The organism is Arthrobacter sp. TMN-49, from assembly GCF_054511095.1.
The window spans coordinates 18,384-39,345 of record NZ_JBTNDH010000025.1 but is presented as its reverse complement, the minus strand read 5'-3'; the positions used below and the strand labels follow the sequence as shown (position 1 = coordinate 39,345).

At 62.2% G+C, this 20,962-nt stretch carries 18 protein-coding genes and 2 pseudogenes; 6 read left to right on the top strand and 14 right to left on the bottom strand.

The window, feature by feature from the left end:
• Positions 1-13 precede the first annotated feature (13 nt).
• Complete coding sequence (locus ACX80E_RS12415; protein WP_459302289.1) at positions 14-1,009, bottom strand: substrate-binding domain-containing protein; 996 nt, start codon at positions 1,007-1,009, stop codon at positions 14-16.
• Positions 1,010-1,333: 324 nt separating this feature from the next.
• On the opposite strand from ACX80E_RS12415, the gene ACX80E_RS12410 reads away from it, so the two are divergent.
• Entirely contained in the window at positions 1,334-2,074 is a 741-nt protein-coding gene (locus ACX80E_RS12410; protein WP_459302287.1) for a GntR family transcriptional regulator, read from the top strand.
• Positions 2,075-2,107: 33 nt separating this feature from the next.
• The gene (gene iolB, locus ACX80E_RS12405) at positions 2,108-3,025 is read left to right on the top strand and encodes a 5-deoxy-glucuronate isomerase (RefSeq protein WP_459302285.1); all 918 of its coding nucleotides are present in this window, start codon (positions 2,108-2,110) and stop codon (positions 3,023-3,025) included.
• Between the two features lie 129 nt (positions 3,026-3,154).
• On the opposite strand, the gene ACX80E_RS12400 is transcribed toward iolB, so the two are convergent.
• From ACX80E_RS12400 to ACX80E_RS12350, 11 genes and pseudogenes are all read right to left on the bottom strand, one after another.
• Positions 3,155-4,594, bottom strand: coding sequence for a sugar porter family MFS transporter (locus ACX80E_RS12400; RefSeq protein WP_459302284.1), 1,440 nt, complete (start codon positions 4,592-4,594; stop codon positions 3,155-3,157).
• 140 nt (positions 4,595-4,734) lie between these two features.
• Positions 4,735-5,748: a Gfo/Idh/MocA family protein gene (locus tag ACX80E_RS12395; protein WP_459302283.1), complete on the bottom strand. Its 1,014-nt coding sequence runs from the start codon at positions 5,746-5,748 to the stop codon at positions 4,735-4,737.
• 260 nt (positions 5,749-6,008) lie between these two features.
• Positions 6,009-7,505 carry a CoA-acylating methylmalonate-semialdehyde dehydrogenase gene (locus ACX80E_RS12390; RefSeq protein ID WP_459302282.1) on the bottom strand — a complete coding sequence of 499 codons (1,497 nt, stop codon included), beginning with the start codon at positions 7,503-7,505 and terminating at the stop codon, positions 6,009-6,011.
• 16 nt (positions 7,506-7,521) lie between these two features.
• Positions 7,522-9,450, bottom strand: a complete 1,929-nt coding sequence (gene iolD / locus ACX80E_RS12385) for a 3D-(3,5/4)-trihydroxycyclohexane-1,2-dione acylhydrolase (decyclizing) (RefSeq protein WP_459302306.1) — start codon at positions 9,448-9,450, stop codon at positions 7,522-7,524.
• A gap of 18 nt (positions 9,451-9,468) precedes the next feature.
• On the bottom strand, positions 9,469-10,395 hold the full coding sequence (locus ACX80E_RS12380; protein ID WP_459302281.1) for a Cgl0159 family (beta/alpha)8-fold protein: 927 nt from the start codon (positions 10,393-10,395) through the stop codon (positions 9,469-9,471).
• On the bottom strand, positions 10,392-11,405 hold the full coding sequence (iolC, locus tag ACX80E_RS12375) for a 5-dehydro-2-deoxygluconokinase (RefSeq protein WP_459302280.1): 1,014 nt from the start codon (positions 11,403-11,405) through the stop codon (positions 10,392-10,394). The genes ACX80E_RS12380 and iolC overlap by 4 nt, the downstream gene beginning before the upstream one ends.
• 206 nt (positions 11,406-11,611) lie before the next feature.
• A complete protein-coding gene (locus tag ACX80E_RS12370) occupies positions 11,612-12,016 on the bottom strand; it encodes a tautomerase family protein (RefSeq protein ID WP_459302278.1) in 405 nt (134 codons plus the stop codon).
• Between the two features lie 411 nt (positions 12,017-12,427).
• Positions 12,428-13,330: a hypothetical protein gene (locus ACX80E_RS12365; RefSeq protein WP_459302277.1), complete on the bottom strand. Its 903-nt coding sequence runs from the start codon at positions 13,328-13,330 to the stop codon at positions 12,428-12,430.
• A gap of 38 nt (positions 13,331-13,368) precedes the next feature.
• Positions 13,369-14,481 carry a hypothetical protein gene (locus ACX80E_RS12360; RefSeq protein ID WP_459302276.1) on the bottom strand — a complete coding sequence of 371 codons (1,113 nt, stop codon included), beginning with the start codon at positions 14,479-14,481 and terminating at the stop codon, positions 13,369-13,371.
• Between the two features lie 278 nt (positions 14,482-14,759).
• A pseudogene (locus ACX80E_RS12355) lies at positions 14,760-15,131 on the bottom strand (HAD family hydrolase); the annotation flags it as partial.
• A 419-nt stretch (positions 15,132-15,550) separates the two neighbouring features.
• Positions 15,551-17,152 (bottom strand): annotated as a pseudogene (locus ACX80E_RS12350) (BCCT family transporter).
• 271 nt (positions 17,153-17,423) lie between these two features.
• On the opposite strand from ACX80E_RS12350, the gene ACX80E_RS12345 reads away from it, so the two are divergent.
• Positions 17,424-18,275 carry a DUF1206 domain-containing protein gene (locus ACX80E_RS12345; protein WP_459302275.1) on the top strand — a complete coding sequence of 284 codons (852 nt, stop codon included), beginning with the start codon at positions 17,424-17,426 and terminating at the stop codon, positions 18,273-18,275.
• Positions 18,276-18,456: 181 nt separating this feature from the next.
• A complete protein-coding gene (locus ACX80E_RS12340; protein WP_459302274.1) occupies positions 18,457-18,675 on the top strand; it encodes a hypothetical protein in 219 nt (72 codons plus the stop codon).
• 73 nt (positions 18,676-18,748) lie between these two features.
• Here the strand turns inward: ACX80E_RS12340 and ACX80E_RS12335 are convergent, their stop codons facing one another.
• On the bottom strand, positions 18,749-19,984 hold the full coding sequence (locus ACX80E_RS12335) for an MFS transporter (protein WP_459302273.1): 1,236 nt from the start codon (positions 19,982-19,984) through the stop codon (positions 18,749-18,751).
• Between the two features lie 188 nt (positions 19,985-20,172).
• On the opposite strand from ACX80E_RS12335, the gene ACX80E_RS12330 reads away from it, so the two are divergent.
• Positions 20,173-20,481, top strand: coding sequence for a hypothetical protein (locus ACX80E_RS12330; RefSeq protein ID WP_459302272.1), 309 nt, complete (start codon positions 20,173-20,175; stop codon positions 20,479-20,481).
• Here the strand turns inward: ACX80E_RS12330 and ACX80E_RS12325 are convergent.
• On the bottom strand, positions 20,470-20,616 hold the full coding sequence (locus ACX80E_RS12325) for a hypothetical protein (protein WP_459302271.1): 147 nt from the start codon (positions 20,614-20,616) through the stop codon (positions 20,470-20,472). The two genes, ACX80E_RS12330 and ACX80E_RS12325, sit on opposite strands and share 12 nt — an antisense overlap.
• Positions 20,617-20,631: 15 nt before the next feature.
• Here ACX80E_RS12325 and ACX80E_RS12320 point away from each other — a divergent pair, with 15 nt between their 5' ends.
• Positions 20,632-20,910, top strand: a complete 279-nt coding sequence (locus ACX80E_RS12320) for a putative quinol monooxygenase (RefSeq protein ID WP_459302270.1) — start codon at positions 20,632-20,634, stop codon at positions 20,908-20,910.
• The last annotated feature ends 52 nt before the right edge of the window (positions 20,911-20,962 follow it).

Genomic DNA, 20,962 nt, shown 5'->3' with positions numbered 1-20,962 from the left:
GGCTGGAAGCTTTTTAGCGAATGCCCTGCTGGGCGAATTTGAGGACGTCGGTTGCAGCGGCCTCATCGACGATGCTCGGACCGGTCAGTACGGGTTGCCCGCCACCGATCTTGAATCCGCCTCGTTTGAACTGCCAGAGGGCATCGATCGAGCCATAACCCTGCTGCCAGGGCTGCTGGTCCACGGTGAAGAGGATGGTGCCGTCCACGATCTTCTGAGCCAACTCCTCGTTCATGTCGAAGGAGGCGACCTTGGCTTTGCTCTGGGTCGAGTCAACGGCTTTGAGGATCGTCAGCGTGAAAGGGGCGCCGAGACCGATTACGACGTCGGCCTCCGGGGAGGCCTGCAGCTTGGCCGTCACTGTGGAGGAGACCTGAGTCATGTCGGTGCCGACTACGTACAGGATTTCCGTTGCTGGCACCTTCTCCTTGACACCGGCACAGCGGGCCTCAAGGCTGACATTTCCTTGTTCATGGATGACGCAGATCGGATGCTTGAGGCTCTCGGCGTTGATTTTGTCGCCCACGGCCTCGCCGGCAATCTTCTCGTTGGAACCAAAGTGGGTGAAGGCGCCCAGCTGCGCGAAGACATCTCCACCGGCGTTCAGGCTGACGACGGGTATTCCCGCGTCCGTGGCCTTTTTCAGGGCTGCCTTCAGCGCGTCCGGCTTGGCCAGTGTGACGGCGATTCCGTCGACCTTCTGATCCACGGCCTGCTCGATCAACTGGGCCTGGCGGCCACCCTCCGGGTCGGAGGTGTACAGCAGTTCAACGTTGTCCTTGGCCGACGCTTCCTCGGCACCCTTGCGCACGATGTCCCAGAAGGTGTCTCCGGCGGCCGCGTGAGTAATCAGGGCGATCTTCAGCCGCGGGGTGCTTACCGCCTGCCCGCCACCTTCGCCTCCTCCGGTGTCTGCCGGCCTGCCGCCTGTACTGGAGCAGGCGCTCAGCGCCAAGAGGGGCACCACAGCGGCCGCAAGAACTGCCTTGCGCCAAGAGAATCTATTCACAACTAATCTCCTTTGATTGCGGGAAGCGTCCCGGCCTCGATGCGCGGAACTTGCAACCCCTAAGTAACATCATGGTGACTGACCTCACACTTTGTCAATAGTTTGTCCTGACATTAGGATGTTTTTACGTAATACTCTTTGTTGAGCAACCGGATTGGCGCACCCATGGACGCACACGCCCGCCGCAACAAGCACCTTTGACCATCGTTTTGATGCTGCTATCATCATTAAGTAAGGCAGTATGTCCTATCAAGCGAACATGCGGCTGACATGCAGGCGGCCCACCATTCACCGGGTCTCCTTCGGCGCACAAGGGAGAGCTCCATGGCGAACCAATTAAATCTCAGTGTCGATCGTTCCTCCCCTGTGCCCCTCTACCACCAGGTAGTCCAAGGTATTGAGGCCGCAATCCACGCCGGAGTGCTGGAACCCGGCAGCCGTCTGGATAACGAAATAGATCTTGCCGCCCAGCTCAATCTGTCCAGGCCCACCATGCGCAAAGCCATGGATGAACTCGTGCGTTCCGGCCTGCTGGTCCGCAAACGCGGCGTCGGAACCCAGGTGGTCTCCAGCCAGGTTCGCCGGCCCTTGGAACTGTCCAGTCTCTATGACGACCTCAGCAACAATGGGAGCAAACCCACCACCGAGGTGCTCAGTTTCTCCCACATTGAAGCCGATGCCGCAACACAGGCCGCACTTCACCTGCCGGCAGGCGCCAAGGTCTACCACTTCACAAGGCTGCGCAAAGCCGGCGGCAAACCCCTGGCCTTGATGGAGAACTGGGTCAGGGATGACATCACCGCCATTGATGAGGCCCTGTTGGGCGCCCAAGGTCTCTATGGAATCCTGCGCAACGGTGGCGTCAACTTCCGGCTTGCCTCCCAGCGGATCGGCGCCATGGTGGCCAACGACTACCAGGCCCCCCTGCTCGAGGCCGACGTCGGCTCCGCCCTGGTGACCATGGAGCGCACAGCCGTCGATGACACCGGGCGGATGGTGGAGACTGGCCACCACGTGTACCGGGCTGATTCCTACAGTTTTGAAATGACGTTGGTCCAGCGCTAAACAGCTGGACACCACAAGCAAGGAAGGCCATCCATGGCGAATTGGGTATATCCGTTGGGAACAGCTGCCGAAGGTAGCTGGGACGTTTCATTGGGAACTGTCGACTCCACCCTTGCGGTGGATGGCTGGGCGCATACCGGACTCAAGGTGGCCACTATCGCGGTCGGGGCCGCCGTCGAACTTTCCGCTGCCGCCGAGGAACGGATAGTGGTGCCGCTCAACGGTTCCTTCACGGTTTCCGTAGACGGAACGGACCATGTCCTGTCCGGGCGGAGCTCCGTTTTCACCGGCCCCAGCGATGTGCTGTATTCCGGCGTCGGGAAGGCGCTGACCATCCGCTCCGACGACGGCGGGAGGGTCGCCATTGCAACGGCTCCGGCCAAAGCCTCATACCCCACGCGGCTCATCACCGCCGCCGAGACCCCCGTGGAACTGCGCGGGGCCGGGATTTGTTCCCGGCAGGTGCATAACTTCGGCACACCCGCGGCATTGGAAGCCGACCGCTTCATTGTCTGTGAAGTCATCACCCCGGCCGGCAACTGGTCCTCCTATCCTCCTCACAAGCACGACGAGGAAAAGGACGGCGAAACCAGCCTTGAGGAAATCTACTACTTCGAAACACAGCTGGCCGCCGGAGACGGCATCACAGGCCGACCCGAATCGGCTGCGAACGCCATCGGGTACCAGCGCGTGTACGCCTCGGATGAGCGGCCGATCGACGTCGCCGCCGAGGTGCGCACCGGCGACGTCGTTCTGGTCCCCTATGGCTGGCACGGGCCGGCGATGGCCGCGCCCGGCTACGACTTGTACTACCTGAACATCATGGCCGGGCCCGGCCGTGTCCGGGAATGGCTCATCAGTGACGACCCCCATCACGGCTGGATCCGCCAAACCTGGGAGGGCCAGGAACTGGACCCCAGGCTACCGTTCGGCAGCCACGGCACCGCGTAAAACAAGTTGCCGGTGCACCCCAGCAGCCATGAACGGCTGGCCTTGCGGCCAGCCGTTGTTCGGCAGCTGGGGCTCACCGGATAGAAGAAGTTCTCCGGCGAGGCGGGACGTCTCGAGAAACACCTTGACTCAACCGGCCTGGCCGGGTGCCTTGGTCCGCACCGCTTCCTTGAAGTGGCGTTCCAACTCCTCAAGGCTCTTGCCCTTGGTTTCCGGGACCACCCGCTTGACCCAGACGATGGCGCCGATTTGTAGCGCCACGAAGATGAAGAACGTCGCGGAGACGCCGATCCCGGCCACAAGCTGCGGGAAGAAGAAACCGACCAGGAAGTTCACGATCCACAGCACGAACACGCAGATGCCCATGCCCACCCCGCGCACGTGCAGCGGGAAGATCTCCGCCATGGTCAGCCAGGTGACGCAGCCGATGAATCCTTGCATGAACGCCAGGAAGGTCACCATGCACAGCAGCACCAGGTAGCCGCGCAGCAAACCCTCGGGCACCACCAGGGAGACGATGGCGAGGGAAAAGAGCGACGATGCCGTCCCGGTCAGCCCCGTGACCAGCATGAACTTTCGCGGCAGCCGGGTCATAAAGTACATGCCGGCGATGACGGCCAGCACGGAGACGACGCCGTTGAGGACGTTGGCGATGAGTGCGCCCCTGTCCCCGAAGCCGGAGGAGGAAAGGATAGTGGTGCCGTAGTACATGATGGCGTTGATGCCGCTGATTTGATTGATGACAGCCATGCCCAGACCGACGATGAAGATCCGCCGGATCCACGGCACGGCCAAGTCCCTCACCGTGCCCAACTTGGCTTTGTAGTCCTCGCGGGCGGCGTCGCGGACCTCCTCAAATTCGGCGTTCACCTCCGCCGGCGCGCGCACCCTGCGGAGTACGTCCAAGACCTCCTCGAATCGCCCACCGGCGGCCAGCCAGCGGGGACTTTCCGGCAGGACCAGCATGCCAAACCACAAGATGACGGCCGGCAGCGTGGCGATGACCAGCATGTACCGCCAGATGTGGCCGGAGTCGGGGAACAGGCTACCCAGCAGCGCGTTGAACGTGAACGCCAGGAACTGCCCGGTCACAATCATGAGCTCGTTTTGGGTCACGATCCGCCCGCGCTGGGCGGCCGGGGACATCTCGGCCAGGTACACCGGCACAATCACCGAGGCACCGCCGACGGCGAGCCCCAAGACGGTGCGCGCGAGCACCAGCAGCGCGGTAGAAGGGGCCAGCGAACAGCCGATAGTGGCCACAGTGAAGATGATGGCCAGACCCATGATGGTCTTGCGTCGGCCGAAGCGGTCGGACAGCCGCCCGGCCATGATTGCGCCAAACGCGGCCCCCAGTAGCAGGGTGGAGGTAACCAGGCCCTCGGTGACCGGGGTCAGGCCAAGGTCGCGCTGCATGAACGGCAGAGCGCCGTTGATGACTCCGGTGTCGTAGCCGAACAACAGTCCGCCAAAGGTGGAAAACAACGCCACGCGACGCATGAATTTCTTGGGGTTCGCCGCGGTGCGTGGGGCCGGAGCCGCGGTCTCTAGAAGGGGTGAATTCGTCATGGTTCCTTAGGTGGTTGAAGAGGTCAGCCGCCAGTGGACGCTTGAGACGTACTTCATGATGGCGTTCATCTGGCCCCGGGATACCTCCCGGGCAAACGAGGGAGGGGACGCAATCGCGTCCCCTCGCCCCTTCGATTGCCTTAGTTGTAAAGCGCAGGCTTGGCGTTGAGCACTACGGCAGTTTTCTGGCCGCTCTTCTGCGCCGCAACACCGGCCTCGCAACAAGCTGCGGTGGCGTAGCCATCCCAGGTGGTGGGACCACCGATTTCACCCCGGACTGCGGCGTCGACCCAGGCCTGGATCTCCACGTCGTACGCCACGGCGAAGCGTTCTTCAAAGCCCGGGGTGACCTTTCCGCCCCAGCGACCAGCACTGCGGGTGTAGGGGCCAGCGTCGCCGCCGATGTTCACAATGCCGTCCTCGAAGGTCGCCTGGGTGGCCACCTCGTAGCCGAATCTAGCGTTGACGAAGATCTCGACGTCGGCCAGCACCCCCGACTCCGTCTCGATCAGTACATGCTGGGGATCGTGCTGGCCGTTGGCGGCATTGCGCGTGGCCTTGCCCAGACGCACCTGGACGCTGGTGATTTCCTCGCCAGTGAAGAAGCGGACGGCGTCGAACTCGTGGACCACGGAGTCGTTGATGAGCATTTCGTTGGTGAAGCCCGGCGGCGTGGTCGGGTTGCGGTGCTGGTGGTGGAGCATGAGCAGTTCGCCGAGGTCACGGTCGCGGATCATGGTGCCCAGCGCCGCGTATTCGGCGTCGAACCGGCGCATAAACCCGACCTGGACGCGCTTGCGTCCCAGTTCTACCTCGGCCTGGACAATCTTCCAGGCTGTTGCCGCATCCGGAGTCAGCGGCTTTTCGCACAGGATGGGGATGTCCTTGGCAAGTGCCTTGAGCAGGATGTCCTCGTGCAAAAAGCCCGGGGTGGCGATCAGTATGGCATTGACGTCGCCGTGGTTGAGCGCCTGCTCAGCATCTCCCAGCGCCACGGCGCCTGGGATGCCTGCGATGGCAGCCTGCGCCCGGGCCAGGTCAATATCGACGACGGCGGCGACTTCGGCGCCGTGGATGCGTTCGTTGAGTCGTTGAATGTGGTCAACGCCCATGCGGCCTGCACCGATGACGGCGACGCGCAGTGATTCAGTCATTGTTCTGTCCTTCATGATTGGCAGTTTTGCAGTTGTGTATCAGCTGACTGCGGTACGGGAACCGCAAGAGAGTCGGCGTCGGAATGGAACTGCTGTTTGGGACCGAAGCCCTTGAGCAGGACCTCCCCCAACCTGTTGTGGCCCGCACACAGTTCCATCCGCTGCCGGTTCCCACGCTTCCTCCCACTGAGCTTCGCCGCGGTGAAAGGCGGTGAACACCGTGCCGGTGATCAGCATGAGCTCAGTCATGGAAAATTGACTTAGTTGGAGGGGAAGCTGTAGCTGGCGTCGGACTTGTGGGACGGTTCGGGCCACCGCGAGGTGACAACCTTGGCGCGGGTGTAGAACGCCACGCCTTCCTCGCCATAGATGTGCTTGTCACCGAAGAGGGAATTCTTCCAACCGCCGAAGGAGTGGTAGGCCACCGGCACGGGGACGGGGACGTTGATGCCGATCATGCCAACGTGCACGCCACGCTGGAATTTGCGGGCGTTGGCGCCGGAGGAGGTGAAGATGGCTGTGCCGTTTCCGTAGGGGTTGGAGTTGATCAGGGCAATGCCCTCCTCCACGGTCTCCACCCGCATGACGGCCAGGACAGGGCCGAATATTTCCTCGGTGTAGGCGGTCATGTCCGCAGACACGCCGTCCAGAAGGGTTGGTCCCACCCAGTAGCCGCCCTCCTTGCCGGGCACGGTGTAGTCCCGGCCGTCCACGACCAAGGTGGCACCGGCGTCGGCCGCTTCCCCCACGATCTTCAGCACGCGCGCCTTGGCCGCGGCGGTGATGACAGGGCCCATATCGGCGTCCGGCTCGGTGCCCTCGGCAACCTTAATGGCCTCCGTGCGCTCGCGCACTTTCGCCAGCAGAGTGTCCGCGGCAGCACCGACGGCCACTGCCACGGAGATCGCCATGCAGCGCTCCCCCGCGGATCCGAATGCGGCGGCAGACAGGTGATCGGCCGCATTGTCCATGTCCGCATCGGGCAAGATGATGGCGTGGTTCTTTGCCCCGCCCAGGGCCTGGACCCGCTTGCCGTGCGACGTGGCCGTCTCGTGGACGTACTTGGCGATCGGGGTGGAGCCGACAAAGGAGATCGCGTCCACGTCCGGGTGGGTCAACAACCCTTCCACAGTTTCCTTGCCTCCGTGCAGGACCTGGAATACGCCGTCGGGCAGGCCTGCAGCCTTCCAGAGCTTGGCCAGGAGCATCGGGGCGGAGGGGTCGCGCTCGGAGGGTTTGAGGATGAAAGCGTTGCCAGCGGCAATGGCGATGGGGCACATCCACAACGGCACCATGACGGGGAAGTTAAACGGCGTGATACCTGCCACCACGCCCACGGGCTGGCGGAAGGAGAAGACGTCAATGCCCGTGGAGACTTGGTCGGAGTAGGCGCCCTTGAGGAGCTGGTTGATGCCGCAGGCAAACTCGATAACTTCCAGGCCGCGGCCAATCTCACCGGCGGCGTCGGAAAGGACCTTGCCGTGCTCGGCGGTGACCAGGGCGGCCAGCTCATCCACGTGGGCGGCGACCAGTTCGCGGAACTTGAACAAGACAGCGGTGCGCTTGGCCAGGGAATAGTCGCCCCAGATCAAACTGGCGGCCTTCGCGGCAGCAACAGCAGTGTCCAGATCGGCGCGGCTGGCCAGGCTCAGCTGGGCCGAGACTGCACCGGTGGCAGGGTTGTAAACGGGTTGGGTTGCGCCGCCGGTGCCTGACGTTTCGGCACCGTTGATGAAATGGTTGATGGTATTAGTCATGGTGAACTCTCCTGCTTCAGCCGAGCAGCGTGCGCTGGCGGGTCTTGTTGGTCGTGTAGCTCTTGAAGGCTTGCTGGGTGGATTCGAGCTCCGATACTTGGGACACCGGAACATCCCACCAGGACTCGGAACCGGGGGCATCCAGCAGTGGATCGGATTCGATGTGGATCACTATCGGTCCGCCCCTTTCCGGAGCAGCCTTGGCGTCGCCGATGGCCTGTTCCAGATCGGCGATCGCCTTCTCCCCCGGTTCGATCCGGATCACCCTGACACCGAGGCTTTCGGCGTTCAAGGCCAGATCCACCGGCAACGTCTCCCCGTCGTCGAAGCTGTGGTTTTCCTCATCCAGTGCACGGTACTGGGTACCGAAGCGCTGGGATCCCAACGACTCCGATAGCGAGCCGATGGAGGCGTAGCCGTGGTTCTGGACCAGAACCACTATCAGTTTGATTCTCTCGGCGACGGCGGTGACCAGTTCGGTGTGCATCATCAGGTAGGAGCCGTCCCCCACCATGACCACCACGTCGCGCTGCGCACCGCCTGCTGCCGCCTCCGCCAGTGCGGCCCGTTTGACACCAAGACCGCCGGGGATCTCATAACCCATGCACGAGTATGCGTATTCCACGTGGTAGCCGAAGGCGTCGCGGATGCGCCACATCTTGTGCAGGTCACCCGGCAAGGAGCCTGCGGCACAGATGACAACATCCGCGGCGTCCATGGCGCGGTTGGTGGCGCCGATGATTTCGTTTTGGGCCGGCAACGGCGTGAAACGGGTGTCGAATGCTTCATCCACCGTGGCGTTCCAGCGCGCTTTCTCGGCCGCGATGGCGTGTTCCAGATCCGCACCGACCCGGTAGCCGCCTAGGGCCTTGTTGAGCTTGACCAGCGCCTTGCGGGCGTCGGCAACGATCGGTAGTGCTGTGCCGTGCTTGTAGGCATCGATCGGTGCGACGTTGATGTTGATGAACTTCACGCCGGGATTCTGGAACGCGGTCCGGGACGCGGTGGTGAAGTCCTCGTAGCGGGTGCCGATGCCGATGATGAGGTCCGCCTCGGCGGCCATGGTGTTGGCCGCCGTCGTGCCGGTGGAGCCGATGGCCCCCAAGGCGCCCGGGTGGTCCCATGGCAGGACGCCGACGCCGGCCTGGGTGTTGCCCACCGGGATGCCCGTCAACTCCACGAATCTGGCCAGTTCGTCGTTGGCGTAGGCGTAGAGAACGCCGCCGCCGGCGATGATCAGTGGTCGTTTGGCCACGCGGATGGCCTCGGCGGCGCGGCGGATGTCCTGATCGTCTGCGTCGGGACGGCGGATCCGCCATTCACGTTCGGCCAGGAACTCCTCCGGGACATCGAAGGCCTCGGCCTGGACGTCCTGGGGTAGCGAGATGGTGACGGCACCTGTGTCGGCCGGGTCAGTCAGCACGCGGAGTCCGTGATGGAACGCGGAGAACAGTTGTTCCGGGCGGGAGACCCGGTCAAAGAAGCGTGAGAGCGGGCGGAACGCGTCGTTGACGGTGATGTCGTAGGCGTCCGGGCGTTCCAACTGCTGCAGCACGGGATCTGCCACCCGGGTGGCGAAGGTGTCGCTGGGCAGTAGTAGCACCGGCAACCGGTTGGTGGTGGCCAGGGCTGCGCCGGTGAGTAAGTTCGTTGAGCCCGGACCGATCGAGGTGCTGATGGCGAAGGTCTGACGGCGACGGGTGTGCCGGGCATAGCCGACTGCCTGGTGCACCTGTGCTTGTTCGTTGCGGCCCTGGTAATAGGGCATGATGTTGGGGTCCGCGGTCTGGTACTGCTTGAGGGCCTGGCCGACGCCGGCGACGTTTCCGTGGCCGAAGATGCCAAAGGTGCCCGGGATCAGGCGTTCGCGGTACTCGAGATCGCCGATGCTGTCCACCGTGTACTGCTTGGATAGGTACTCGACCACAGCCTGGGCGACGGTCATTCTGCGCGTAGCCATGGGTTACTCCGATGCTTGCATGAGGGTGCGGTTCGATGGCGCCTTCTTCAGGAACGAGGCAGCCGTGGCCACGGCACCGGCGACATCGCCGTCCCGTGGGTAAAGGAGGGTGCGGCCCACTGTCAGGCCCTGAACGCCGGGAAGCGCCAGGGCGGCCTGCCAGCTCGCAAAAACGTCGTCCTGGGTGCCGGTCGGGTCACCGCCGAGCAGCACTGTGGGCATGGTGGTGGCGGCCATGACGCGCTCCATGTCGGCGACCACGGGCAGCTTCATCCATGTGTAGGCGCTGGTGGAACCCAGGCCTTCGGCGATGGCCACGGACTTGATCACGGCGTCGGTGGAGAGATCGTTGCGGATTTTGCCGTTTTCCCGGATGGACAGGAACGGCTCCACCATGGCGATGAGCTTGCGCTCGGCGAGGGAATCGATGGCCTTGGCGGTGGCCTCCAGCAGGGAAACGGTGTCAGGATCGCCCAGACAGATGCGGGTGAGCATCTTGCCGCCATCAGCCCCGAGCGCAGCCAGCGCAGCGGCCGTATGGCCGGTGAAGCGGTCATCGAATTCATTGACCAGTCCGGCGAGGCCGCCGCGGTTCATCGAGCCGAACAGCAGTTTGCCGTCGAGGGCGCCTAGGAGCAGCAGGTCGTCCATGATGTCCGGTGAGGCCAGCACGCCGTCTACCTCGGGGTTGGCCAACGCAATCTGCAGGCGGTCCAGCAACTGGCGGCGGTCCGCCATGGCCGTGGGATCGGCTCCGACGGCTAAGGCGCCACGCGCCGCGTGATCGGCGGCCACGATGAAGTTCTGCTTGCCGTGATTCGGGCCAGGGTGGCGCCGGCGGGACTTTGCGGCGCGGGCGACGGCGTCCGGGTCTTCCAAGCGGATGATGCTCAGGTGCTCGTATCGGCGGGGATCGTCATTGAATGTCACTGTGCTGCTCCCTCTGGGGCAAAGGCTGGTGAGGAGACGTTGCCGGAGACTAGGCGCCCACGTTCGGCGAGCAACGAGGTAACTTCCTGCGGTGTGGGCATGGCGTCGGCGCAGGAGAGCCGTGAGGCAACGATGGCGCCGGCGGCGTTTGCGAAGTCCAGGACTTGGCTCAATGGCCAGCCGGAGAGGAGGCCGTGGCAGAAGGCTCCACCGAAGGAGTCACCAGCACCCAGGCCGTTGACTGTCTCCACAGGCACCGGCGCGGAAACAACCCGCTCGGTGCGGCTCTTTGCCATGACCCCGTCCGGGCCGAGCTTGACGACGGCGATTTCCACGCCGGCCTCTAGCAAACGGTCGGCTTGTTCGTCCGGCGTGCCCTCGCCCACCGCGACGGCGCACTCCTTGTCATTGCCAATCGCGACAGTGACGTGCGGCAGAATCTTGGCGATCTGGGCGCGGGCCTCGTCCTCGGAAGCCCAGAACATGGGCCGGTAGTCGAGGTCCAGGATGGTGTGTTGCCCGGCCTTGAGCTCGGCGCGTGGGCGGGATTCGTGAGCCGTGACGTGGGCTTCACGGCTGGGCTCCTGGCAGAGCCCCGTCACCGTTGACCAGAAGATTGTCGCGTCCTTGATGGCGGCCAGATCTAGTTCTGTTGCCTTGATCTGCAGGTCCGGCGCCGTGGGAAAGCGGTAGAAATACAGTGGGAAGTCGTCCGGCGGTTTGATGGCGCAGAAGGTGACGGGTGTGGGCCACTCTTTGACGGCAGTGACAAAGCTGTCGTCCACATTGAACTTTCGCAGTTCACGGTGCAGGTAGTTGCCGAACGGATCATCACCGGTCCGGGTGATGATCGCCGCTCGACGGCCGTGACGTGCAGCGGCAACGGCAACATTGGACGGGGATCCACCAAGGTACTTGCCAAAGGACGTGACGTCCTCCAGATCAACCCCAATGTCGTTCGGGTAGATATCTACGCTGATGCGCCCGATCGTAAGCAGTTCGTGGGTCACGGTGATCGTGGACCTTTCTCTCGTGAACTCGTTGCCTCTACGCAGTTAGAACTCCGGTACTGACAGACCCTAAGTGAGTTGGATCATATCCACTACTGTGCACCAGATTTCATGTCCTGTCAAAGGTTTGTACTGACATGTTTACAACTTCTCATGCGGTGCCGCTGATTCTCTCGGAAAAGCGACCCTACAGTGGAGCGGTGTGGCTATTTGCCGGGGACAGCCAGCTCGCCCGTCACGTACTGGGTTCGACCAAACCCGAAGGACCAGTCGTCGGCAGTGTTTTCCACGTACCCGATAAACACGTCCTCCCCCGCCACTCCGATCTCGGCAAGCTGGCGCGCAACCGCAGCAAAAAGTGACTGCTTCGCCGATTGAGTGCGGCCACCCTGGGTGAAGATCTGGATCATGACGAGATCCGAGGACCGCTCGAAGCCAAGGCCGGCGTCCTGGGCGACGATCTGACCTAGGGCATGTTCGGTGACGATGTGGAAATAGTCGCGCTCCGGGATTCGGTACTCCGCGAGTATTGCGTCATGGATGCGCTGACTGAGCTGGCGCAGCGCCTCCGGAGTGCGGCCCTCGTTTATATCGATTCGAACCAGTGGCATCGCGATTTCCTTTGTTAGTTTGTCCTGACATACTAACAAATTATCTTTCTGCTTGTAAAGACTCTGGATTTAGCTAGTTTGGCCGTCTCCGGCTGACCGAATACCACCGTGTGCCGGGGCTGCCACTGCTGGCGCCGAAGACGATCGAGGGCGCAGCAGAGGCGGATTCTCGCTCGCCGTCGACACTCCAAGGCATGGCACTTTTGCCCTCATCGGCTCTGGCGTGGGCGGGACAAGCCGTCCCCGGCACCACGAAGGATGCCGGGGACGGTCGCCAATGACGCGATAGGCCCCAATTTCCTGGAGTTGGGCGATCCGAGCAACGAGAAGGTCATTTCGGCTGATGCCAGCGGGCGTCTGCCTGTGGTGGTCGTTACCCCTGGGAGGGAAGAGTAACTTGCGCCAGCACGTCTAGCGGCTGGCGAGGTGTTCTAGTTCGTCGGGGAGCGTCATGGCCAGTTCGCCGTCCACGACACTGGTGATGGGCTGGACCGGTCCACCGTTCCACCAGTACACATGCGGGCTGAGCGGGTGGGCCATGTCGTCATACTGGGAACGGGTGACCCGGGTCATGAAGATCAAATCCGCCAGGTTCGTTTCATCACTGATGATGTGCAGGTTCAGTGCCGATGCGGACGGGACGGTCATGAAGATCCCCAGGGGTCCGGCCGTCAGGTTGAGGGCCTTGAGGAGTTCGGCGGGGAAGGCCAGCCAGGTCGACTGGAAGATGGACTCGGACATGATGCCCAGGAAGGAGCCACCGTCGCCGTCAGTTGCCTGCTGGGGTGTTCCGGTTCCCTCGGCGAGCAAGTTGGTCTGGGCAGCATCCCAGGCACGGTCCTCGCCTACGCGTTCCACGTGGTCGTCCCTGAGGTAGTTGACGGTTTCCTCCCCGTCGTAGGCCATCACGAGGGGAAGCAAGCCAACCCATTGGGTGTACTTGTAGTGGCGTTCACCTTCCTCCTCGGTGATCATGGCCGGATCGATGATCTTGGCCCGGGTCCGGGCCAGCAACTCGTCCGCGGGCATCGCATCGAGAACGGACCGGCTCGACTTGGCGGTCATCCGTGCGAAGTAGTCCTCGAGCATGGGCTGCCATTCCCGCTCGGGGGCGTTGGGCAGGGTCCGGGCCACCGTTTCCAGGCCAAACATGCGCCCGTCGGAGAGCATGACGTGATCCTCGGCGACCTCGACGCCGTGACCCATGCCGGTGAGGACGTCGGAACAGACTTGACGCATTTTCACGCCCTGCTGCAGCGTCAGCTGCGGGAAGGTCGCATCGAGTTCCTTGGATTTCCTGCTGAAAAGTGCCATTGGTGGGTTCCTTGCTTTCTCGAATGAACTGCTGTGGATCAGGACGTGTACGGGGTTGCGAGTTCGGGCGGGATCCACGGCTGGGACGGGCCAGGGAGCAGGGCTGCGAGCTGGCCCCTGTCCACGGGCTTCTCCGCCAGGACATGGAACAGGTGGTCACCGTACATTTCGCGGTGCCCGGTCAGGTATGGGGACACTGTATCGATAAGGTCCGGACCGAACCACGTCCAGGACTGCGGGTACGGAACGAACCCCTTCCATTCGCCAACATGGATCGGCCAAATATCGTCCTCGGCGCCGGACAGCCGTTCGTAGGTTCGAGAAACCCACTCGTAATTCCGGAGCACCTCCACCGAAGCAAAGAAACTCTTAGACTTCAGTGCGAAAGCGACGAAGAACCTTCGAAGTGCATCCAGCCACCCTGGATCGGACAGGGCGGCCCCGTCCAGATAGAAGGTTGTTTGTCCGACAGGCTTGTCGCGCTGGGGACCATCCATCGATCCCCAGGCGATGGGGTACTCGCACGTGAAGAATAGAATGCCGCTCTGGCCTTCCCGCCACACGTCCGTGAATGCCTGGTCGCCATCCCGCTCCAACTTGCCTTGATGAGGCTCGTAGGTTCCAAATCGTCGGGGCAGAGCCTCGGGCAAATATTTTCGGGCTAAAGAAATGTAGCTGTCGGGCAGATCTTCGGGCAGATCGTCCGTGAGTGTGTAAAAGTTGACTGTCACCAACTCGGTCGCCCGCCCCGCTTCGCCGGGCCGGGCCACGCGGCTGCCCTTGGCCTTGGGCCAGACATCCCCGCTCTGCTCATCGAGAAAAGCACCAGATGTGGCCTTGGCTAGTTTCCGGGCAAACTTCACGGCATGCGGAATCGACACCTCCTCACTGCCCTCGACCAGCACCTGATACACCATCTTGGCTCCGATGATGGAGGCTGTCACGTCCTCCGGAACGTCCTCAGGTTCCACCCCGAACGGGCCGTCAATCGTGAAGCAGTAGGCGCGGCGTGCTCCGCGGACCACCATCAACGAGTCAGCATCGCTGGCAGGGTCGCCCTCGACGTCGAGCCCGGCGGTGCTGCGCACCAACGCCAACAACTCGTCAAGGCCCAAGGGCGCAGTGGCATAAACCGAAAGATCGTAAGACATCCAATAGTCCTTTACAACGTGTCAGCCTCGACATCTCATGAGGACCTGGCCTGTACGGGCGCCCAAAGCCTAAGGGCGTCTCTGAATCACGGCATATGTCGTTTCGACACCGCATTCTCTCGACACATGAGCGGGCACCTCGCAGGTGAACCACCTTATCGGTTCATACCAGCGGGCAAAGATTCCCGCCACACGGCCTCAAACTCGGGAGCCCCTAGCGAGCTACGCGGATGTGTCTTTGCCCGTGACTCCTCGGGCGGTGCTGACGCCTTGTCGCCTCAGTTGGCCCAACCGGTCAGCTGCTGGACCTGGCTCAGTTCGTAGATAGTCGCTACAGACGGGTCAGTGGCGCCTCGACGACGGTCAACCAAGAGCGCAGCACACCCTGCGTCTCGGGCACCGTGATAATCGTCCCTGAGCGAGTCGCCGACCATGGTCAGCTCATGCGGCCCGACCTCAAGGCGCGTGGCAGCTAGTTTGTAGACGGCAGCGTCAGGTTTTGCAACGCCAATCTCTGAACTGATGATGATTTGGTCGAAGTATTGTTCAATTCCAAGGCAACGAATTTTGGGCCGTTGTCCATCTGCCGGGCCAGTCGTGATGAGTGCTAGCGGAATCCCTGATTGCTGCGGGGTCCTGAGTGTATCCTCGGCGCCGGGAAACTACTGGACTTCTTCGTTGTACCGTCTTATGTAGATTTCATTGATCTCGCCGGGACCGATCCCGGCTGGGGCTCGTGCCCAAGATCAGAGGATAGGAAGCGAATAGCCGCGACCGCGGAACACCAGCGGATCAAGAAACCTCCCCGAGTTGTTCCGGCCGCCGCAGACAACCGTTTTAGCCCGAGACATGTGGGATCCAAGGGGTTCTTCGCCGCAGAGCCCGTCGTCACACCACTCTTCGGTATCGCCAAATCGCCAAAACACTGGACAGTCCTACGTTCCTCAGCCCGTCTATGGAATCGTTGGGCTGCTGAGTAAGGAAGGCACGTACTCGGACCAGCGCGCCAGCCTTGAGGACGACACCCTGAGCTCCTTGACGCCACCTAAGACCGCGCTGCTTGTCGAGGCTACGGTTCCGGTTCGGAAGGCGTGTCCCCCGGGGACGACTTTGTGGCTGCCGGGTCGTGCCCATGGTGGCCGAACGGGTCAATGCGCGCAGGACGTTCTGCCGGGAGTCGCCCACGCAACCGGGCCGTGAGCGAACGAAGGGTCAGCAGCGGCGAATCCCGGTTCGGGTCTTCGACCTCCAACCCGTAGAAGTCCCCGATGTGGTCGACGAAGGTCAGGCGTTTGGCCTTGTCGTAGGCCCGGGATTCTCGGGAGAATGCCCGGTAGGTGGACCAGCAAATCAGGATGAGCACAACACTGAAAGGCAATTCGATGATGATTGCAGCTGGTTTCAGGGCATCGAGGCCACCGGACAACAAGAGTGCACTGGCCAGCACCGAGGTGGCCACGGTGAAGAAGATGCGAATCCAGTTCTTGGGTTCCACGTCTCCGCCACTGGCGATCATGCCCATGACCAGGGCGCCAGAGTCGGCGGAGGTCACGAAGAAGATCACGATCAGGATGATCGCCCCGAAGGTCAGGACCCCGCCAGCGGGAAGCTGGGCCAGCGTTGCAAACAGGGCACCTGAGGTGTCAACCGTTCCGTCCGGGCCCACCAGACTGCCCTTGCCGGAAAGCTCAGAATACAGCGCGGTGCCGCCCAACACGCTGAACCACAAAATCGTGACCATGGTGGGCACCAAGATGACCCCGGCAATGAAGATGCCCACGAAGGGGACCCAGGAAATCCACCAGCCCCAGTAGAAGGTGGTCCACGTCGACTGCGAGGCTTCTCCCTCCGCGCCGGAGAAGGCGCTGACGTTGACGGCCATGCCCACAAAATCCTGCAGGTAGTTGCCGGTGGACTGCACGAAGTTTCGCAGCAGGAACTGGGTGGGGCCTACCACCAGCAAGAAGACCACGACAACGCTGGCCAGGATGAGGTTGGTATTCGAGAGCCACTTCATGCCCTTGCCCACGCCCGACAGCACTGAGGCCAACACGAAGCAAGTGATCACCGCAATGATGACCAGGGCGACGACGTCGATGAGGTTACCCAGACCGCCTTGCACCCTCTTCCCGATCAGGGGCTCAAGCGTCCAGCGGATCGAGACAGTCCGCCCACGTCGGTGGATGGCGTAGGCCAGGGCCAGGCCGATGACCACGTAGATCGACCAGGCGTGGACGCCCCAGTGCAGGAACGTCTGCGAGAGGGCGTGCTGGGCGAGCTCGGGTGGGGTGCCCGTGACGCCAGGCTTAGGAGTGGCAAAGTGGCTGAGGAGTTCGCTGACCCCGTAAAACACTAGACCGATGCCCATGCCGGCGGCGAAGAGCAGGGAAAACTACGACCCGAGCGAGAATTCGGGTTCGTCGTCGTCCTTGCCTAGTTTGATATCGCCGAATGTTCCGAAGCCGAGCCAGAGGCAGAAGATCACCAGGGCGGTGGCCAGCAACACGTAGAATCAGTTGAAGTAGCCGACAATGGCGCCTTGGATGCTGTCGAACAGTGCCTCGGCGGTATCCGGGGCGAACATGGCAAACGATGCGAAAATGATGGTGATCGAGGCTGCTGGCCAGAAGACCCAGCGATGGACCCGAGGCTTGGTAATTGGTTCTGACATTCTCCCAGCATGGGCGCCTTTTCGCCGGACATACCGGGACTCGGGCAACTATCAAGGGGCCACCATCGCGAATTTCTTGCGGGCCGCTGTTGATAACCCGCACGACGGCGTACCCGCCTGCCGCCGTGCCGGTCGCCACCGCGCAAGTAACGCCGGCACGCCAAATTACCGGGACATGCACCAGAGATTGTGCGATCAGTTTACAGAACCTCACAGACCCCTATCCGCAAACGATGCCCGGTGGCAAAATGAAGTTGAGGCCACGAAGGCATTGCGCGGCATACTGTGTTCTAAGGACAAGACCATCAAAAAAGAGTTGAAGGACGTCGCAGATGCGACCCAGGATGCCTCAAATTCGAGGGCCTTCATTGTTGCGGCCCGCACAGGTTTCGCTATCAGCGGGCTCTTGCACATTCTTGTTGGCGTCATCGCCATCCAGCTGGCATTCGGGAAGTCGGTACAGGCCGACCAGGGCGGTGCCATGTCCCAACTGTCAGGGCAACCGGCGGGAGCACTCCTGCTCTGGATTAGCTGCGCGGCGTGCATGGCGTTGGCACTGTGGCAGCTGAGTGAAGTCATTTTCGGATATGGCAGCTTGGAATCCATGCCGAAGCTGGGGAAGAAGCTCTCAGCCGGTGGGCAAGGCATCGTATTTCTGGCGTTGGCTGCTGCGTTCGCAACTTTCGCCCTCGGCACCGGCAAAAGCAGTGGAAAATCCACCAGCGACGTCAGCGCTGAAATCTTGAAGGCGCCAATGGGGCCGTTGTTGTTGATCGCCATTGGCGTTTCCATCGCCATTACTGGCGTTGTCTTTGCCGTACGAGGAGTCATCCAGTCGTTCAAGAAGAAGCTGTCGCTGCCGGCGTCGGGACCGGGCAAGTCAACCATCATTTTTTTGGGTGTGGCCGGTTACATTGCGAAGGGGATTGCACTTTTTCTCGTCGGGCTTCTGTTCATTGTTGCCACAGTTCAGGCCCGTCCGGCGGAATCCACCGGGCTTGATGGCGCGCTGCGGGCCGTGCGTGAACAACCTTTTGGCTTCTACCTCCTCGCCCTCATCGGTGTCGGCCTGATTTCCTACGGGCTCTACCTGGTTACCAAAGCAAGGTTTGCCACAATGTAGCGAGCTCCTCGGGATTGCTGCCGGGCGTCGTGACGAAGCCGAACGAGGTGCCAGTGCGGTCCGCCAGCGAGTGCAGGTCCCGGCGGCATTTTCACCGCCGGCAGCCACCAGGCGGATGGTCAAGGCCCCCAGCAGCAGCAAAAGTACCGCCGCAACGATCCCAAGGCCGGTGTCGGATCCCGTGACGGCAAGGCCCGATCCTTGCTGGCCCGTGCCGTTGGCACTGGGCAGCGGGCTCGGCCCAGCTGGTGACGCTGCCACGGAGGTGGCCGCCGGGGTCACCTTCGAGTGGCCGATCGAGATCGAGCCCGGCACATTGAGCGCGGGTTGCACGGCTGATTCGATGCTGGCCGCGGTGAGTTCCTGCCCGTCGGCGAGTGTCATGACCACCGTCGGATGAGCCAAGGACACTGTGAGTACGGCACGATCGTCACAGTGACGCCGTCAGGCTGCGCATCGCTCCCGGGCCGCCATCACCGTCTGGGTGATGTCCGTTTCCCGCTGCCAATCTGTCTGCTCAGGAACATACCGGCCACTATGAGGGCTAGCGCGGCAACTCCTGCCGATACGAAGCTGGTACTCGTTGTGGACCTTTCAATGAGGATGCCTGCGAGGGCGGAGCCCGCAGCTGCTCCGATGTTCTGGGATGTGTTGACCCAGGTGTTGACCTCCGTGGCTTGGGCACTAGGACCATATTTACTGGCCGCGAAATACGCTGAAATCATTGCCGGCGATAAAAAGAGCCCTGTCACGGCTGCGAGGATTCCCAGAGTTATCACCCCTGGCGCAACCGCCATCGCGATGGCCCCCACGGCGACCCCGGCCGCAAGCAGCGGAAGTTGCCCAAGGGGCGAAAGCGTCCACTCAAGGCGGCCGTAGAGCATCCCACCCAACGCGCTACCGGCTGCGAACGCGGCGAGGATCAAGCCCGTCGCGGCAACATTGCCCCGCTCGTGACCAAACGCTGGCACTGCCACATAGATTACGCCCAGGGCGACGCCGATCCCGAGAACAGGTGAGAGCAAGCTCAGAAACGACCGTGACGTGAGGCGCTTTTGAGGCGCTTCGATGGCATGCGGGATCCTGCCGGCGCTGACGCCCGGCGGCGCGCCCAGAGTTCCCGCCGCCATCATGCCGACAGTCCCGGCGGAGACCAGAACTGCTGGGAGCAGCAAAACGGCACTGGCCGGCAGGAGGGTGACAAGGAGGCCTGCCACGGCCGGGCCAATGAGATAGAGCACCTCTTCGATGACGGCATCGAGCGTCAGCGCCCGTTTAAGCATCACCGGCCCCTCGGTGAGCTGTTTCCAAAGAACGCGCATCACGGGGCCCAGGGGTGGGGCGACGGCCCCCACCAGCCCAGCCATCACTACACATAGCAATGCGCTGGAACCCGCTGTGGCGGTGATCGCACTGGTAGCCACCAGCAGTGCCGAGAAACAAAAAGCCAGGATGGGCAGGGTACGGCGTTGGCCGTAGCGATCAATCGCCTTGGCCCGGAGCGGAGCCAGGAAACCCGCGGTAGCGCCGTAGACACCCACGGCTGCACCAGCGACAGCGAACGATCCGGTGCTCGCTTCTATCGCGAGCAAAAGGGGGATGAACACCAAGGGATATGCCAAGCGCCCGGCCAATGCGGCGCCGAACCTTAGCGGCACCTGTGGGCGCGAGAGGACAGCCTGATAGGAAATTTGGGGTGATTGAGTCATGTTGTGTCCGATGTGAGATTGAGACGAGAAAAGTACTGACGCGCAGAAAAACTTGCGTCTTCTCCTCAATCAGTCACAAAGGGCCATGCCCACACGGTATTCGAGGGATATTCCCGAGTCAACTAGTCACCGGAAGCCCAGTCGGATAGTCAGCGTCGCGCCGACAACACTGACTATCGGCTCTTTCGTTGCTCCGCCAGGCCGCGTTCAAGCGGTTCAACACTGCTCCAGCAGCAGACCAAGGAGAAGAAATCTCTGAGCACCTCAGCACGGGTGATTACGGCTCCGTGAAATCACTGATGACCTTCAGCTGTTCACGCGCCCTTACAAGGAAGAAAGTTGTGGGCGTCTGGGAGCAGGTCGTGGCAGGCACCGGCCGATGTGAATCGTGTTCCAACACCACCATTCAAACTGCCGACGGCACGAATGTTGTTGCGCAGAAGCTGAACCAGTATCTCGGTGGCGGCTTGACGCAGGCAAACAACCTACCCTTCTAAGGACTGCTGCTGGCCGTGGAAGGCAGCGGCTGCTTCGTCACCTCGCGCAGGCGCACGGCGGTGCTCTTCCACCCGGACAGCCGTTAGGTACGATGCGCCGGACTCCGTCCCTGTTCCTGCTTCGTCCTGACCCATGGCAGACTCCTCCTTGTGAACAACATCATTGTGACTGGACAGCTGATCTGCCAAGGCGACGACGAGACTGCAGTCGTTTCTGAATTTCTACCCCGTCATATTCAATTGACGCGGGCCGAACCCGGGTGCATTTCTTTCGACGTGAACCCGACTGGCGATCCTCAGGTCTGGGAGGTTTCCGAGTGCTTCCAGGACGCACAGTCCTTTGAGCGCCACCAAGCGCGAGTCAAGGCCAGCGCGTGGGGGCGCGCGACGGCAAGCATCAAAAGGAGCTACTCCGTGGCGGGGATGTAGCCCCGACTTCACACGACGCTGCAGGGAGTTGACTCTGCCCCTGAGGGCAAGG

Coding starts and splice junctions, on each gene's coding strand:
- ACX80E_RS12335 (WP_459302273.1), bottom strand. CDS start 19,984: ATGACTCAATCACCCCAAATTTCCTATCAGGCTGTCCTCTCGCGCCCA.
- iolD (WP_459302306.1), bottom strand. CDS start 9,450: ATGACCGTCGCCCAGGCTGTGGTCGAGTACCTATCCAAGCAGTACACG.
- ACX80E_RS12410 (WP_459302287.1), top strand. CDS start 1,334: ATGGCGAACCAATTAAATCTCAGTGTCGATCGTTCCTCCCCTGTGCCC.
- iolB (WP_459302285.1), top strand. CDS start 2,108: ATGGCGAATTGGGTATATCCGTTGGGAACAGCTGCCGAAGGTAGCTGG.
- ACX80E_RS12395 (WP_459302283.1), bottom strand. CDS start 5,748: ATGACTGAATCACTGCGCGTCGCCGTCATCGGTGCAGGCCGCATGGGC.
- ACX80E_RS12370 (WP_459302278.1), bottom strand. CDS start 12,016: ATGCCACTGGTTCGAATCGATATAAACGAGGGCCGCACTCCGGAGGCG.
- ACX80E_RS12390 (WP_459302282.1), bottom strand. CDS start 7,505: ATGACTAATACCATCAACCATTTCATCAACGGTGCCGAAACGTCAGGC.
- ACX80E_RS12365 (WP_459302277.1), bottom strand. CDS start 13,330: ATGGCACTTTTCAGCAGGAAATCCAAGGAACTCGATGCGACCTTCCCG.
- ACX80E_RS12325 (WP_459302271.1), bottom strand. CDS start 20,616: ATGGGTCAGGACGAAGCAGGAACAGGGACGGAGTCCGGCGCATCGTAC.
- ACX80E_RS12400 (WP_459302284.1), bottom strand. CDS start 4,594: ATGACGAATTCACCCCTTCTAGAGACCGCGGCTCCGGCCCCACGCACC.
- ACX80E_RS12360 (WP_459302276.1), bottom strand. CDS start 14,481: ATGTCTTACGATCTTTCGGTTTATGCCACTGCGCCCTTGGGCCTTGAC.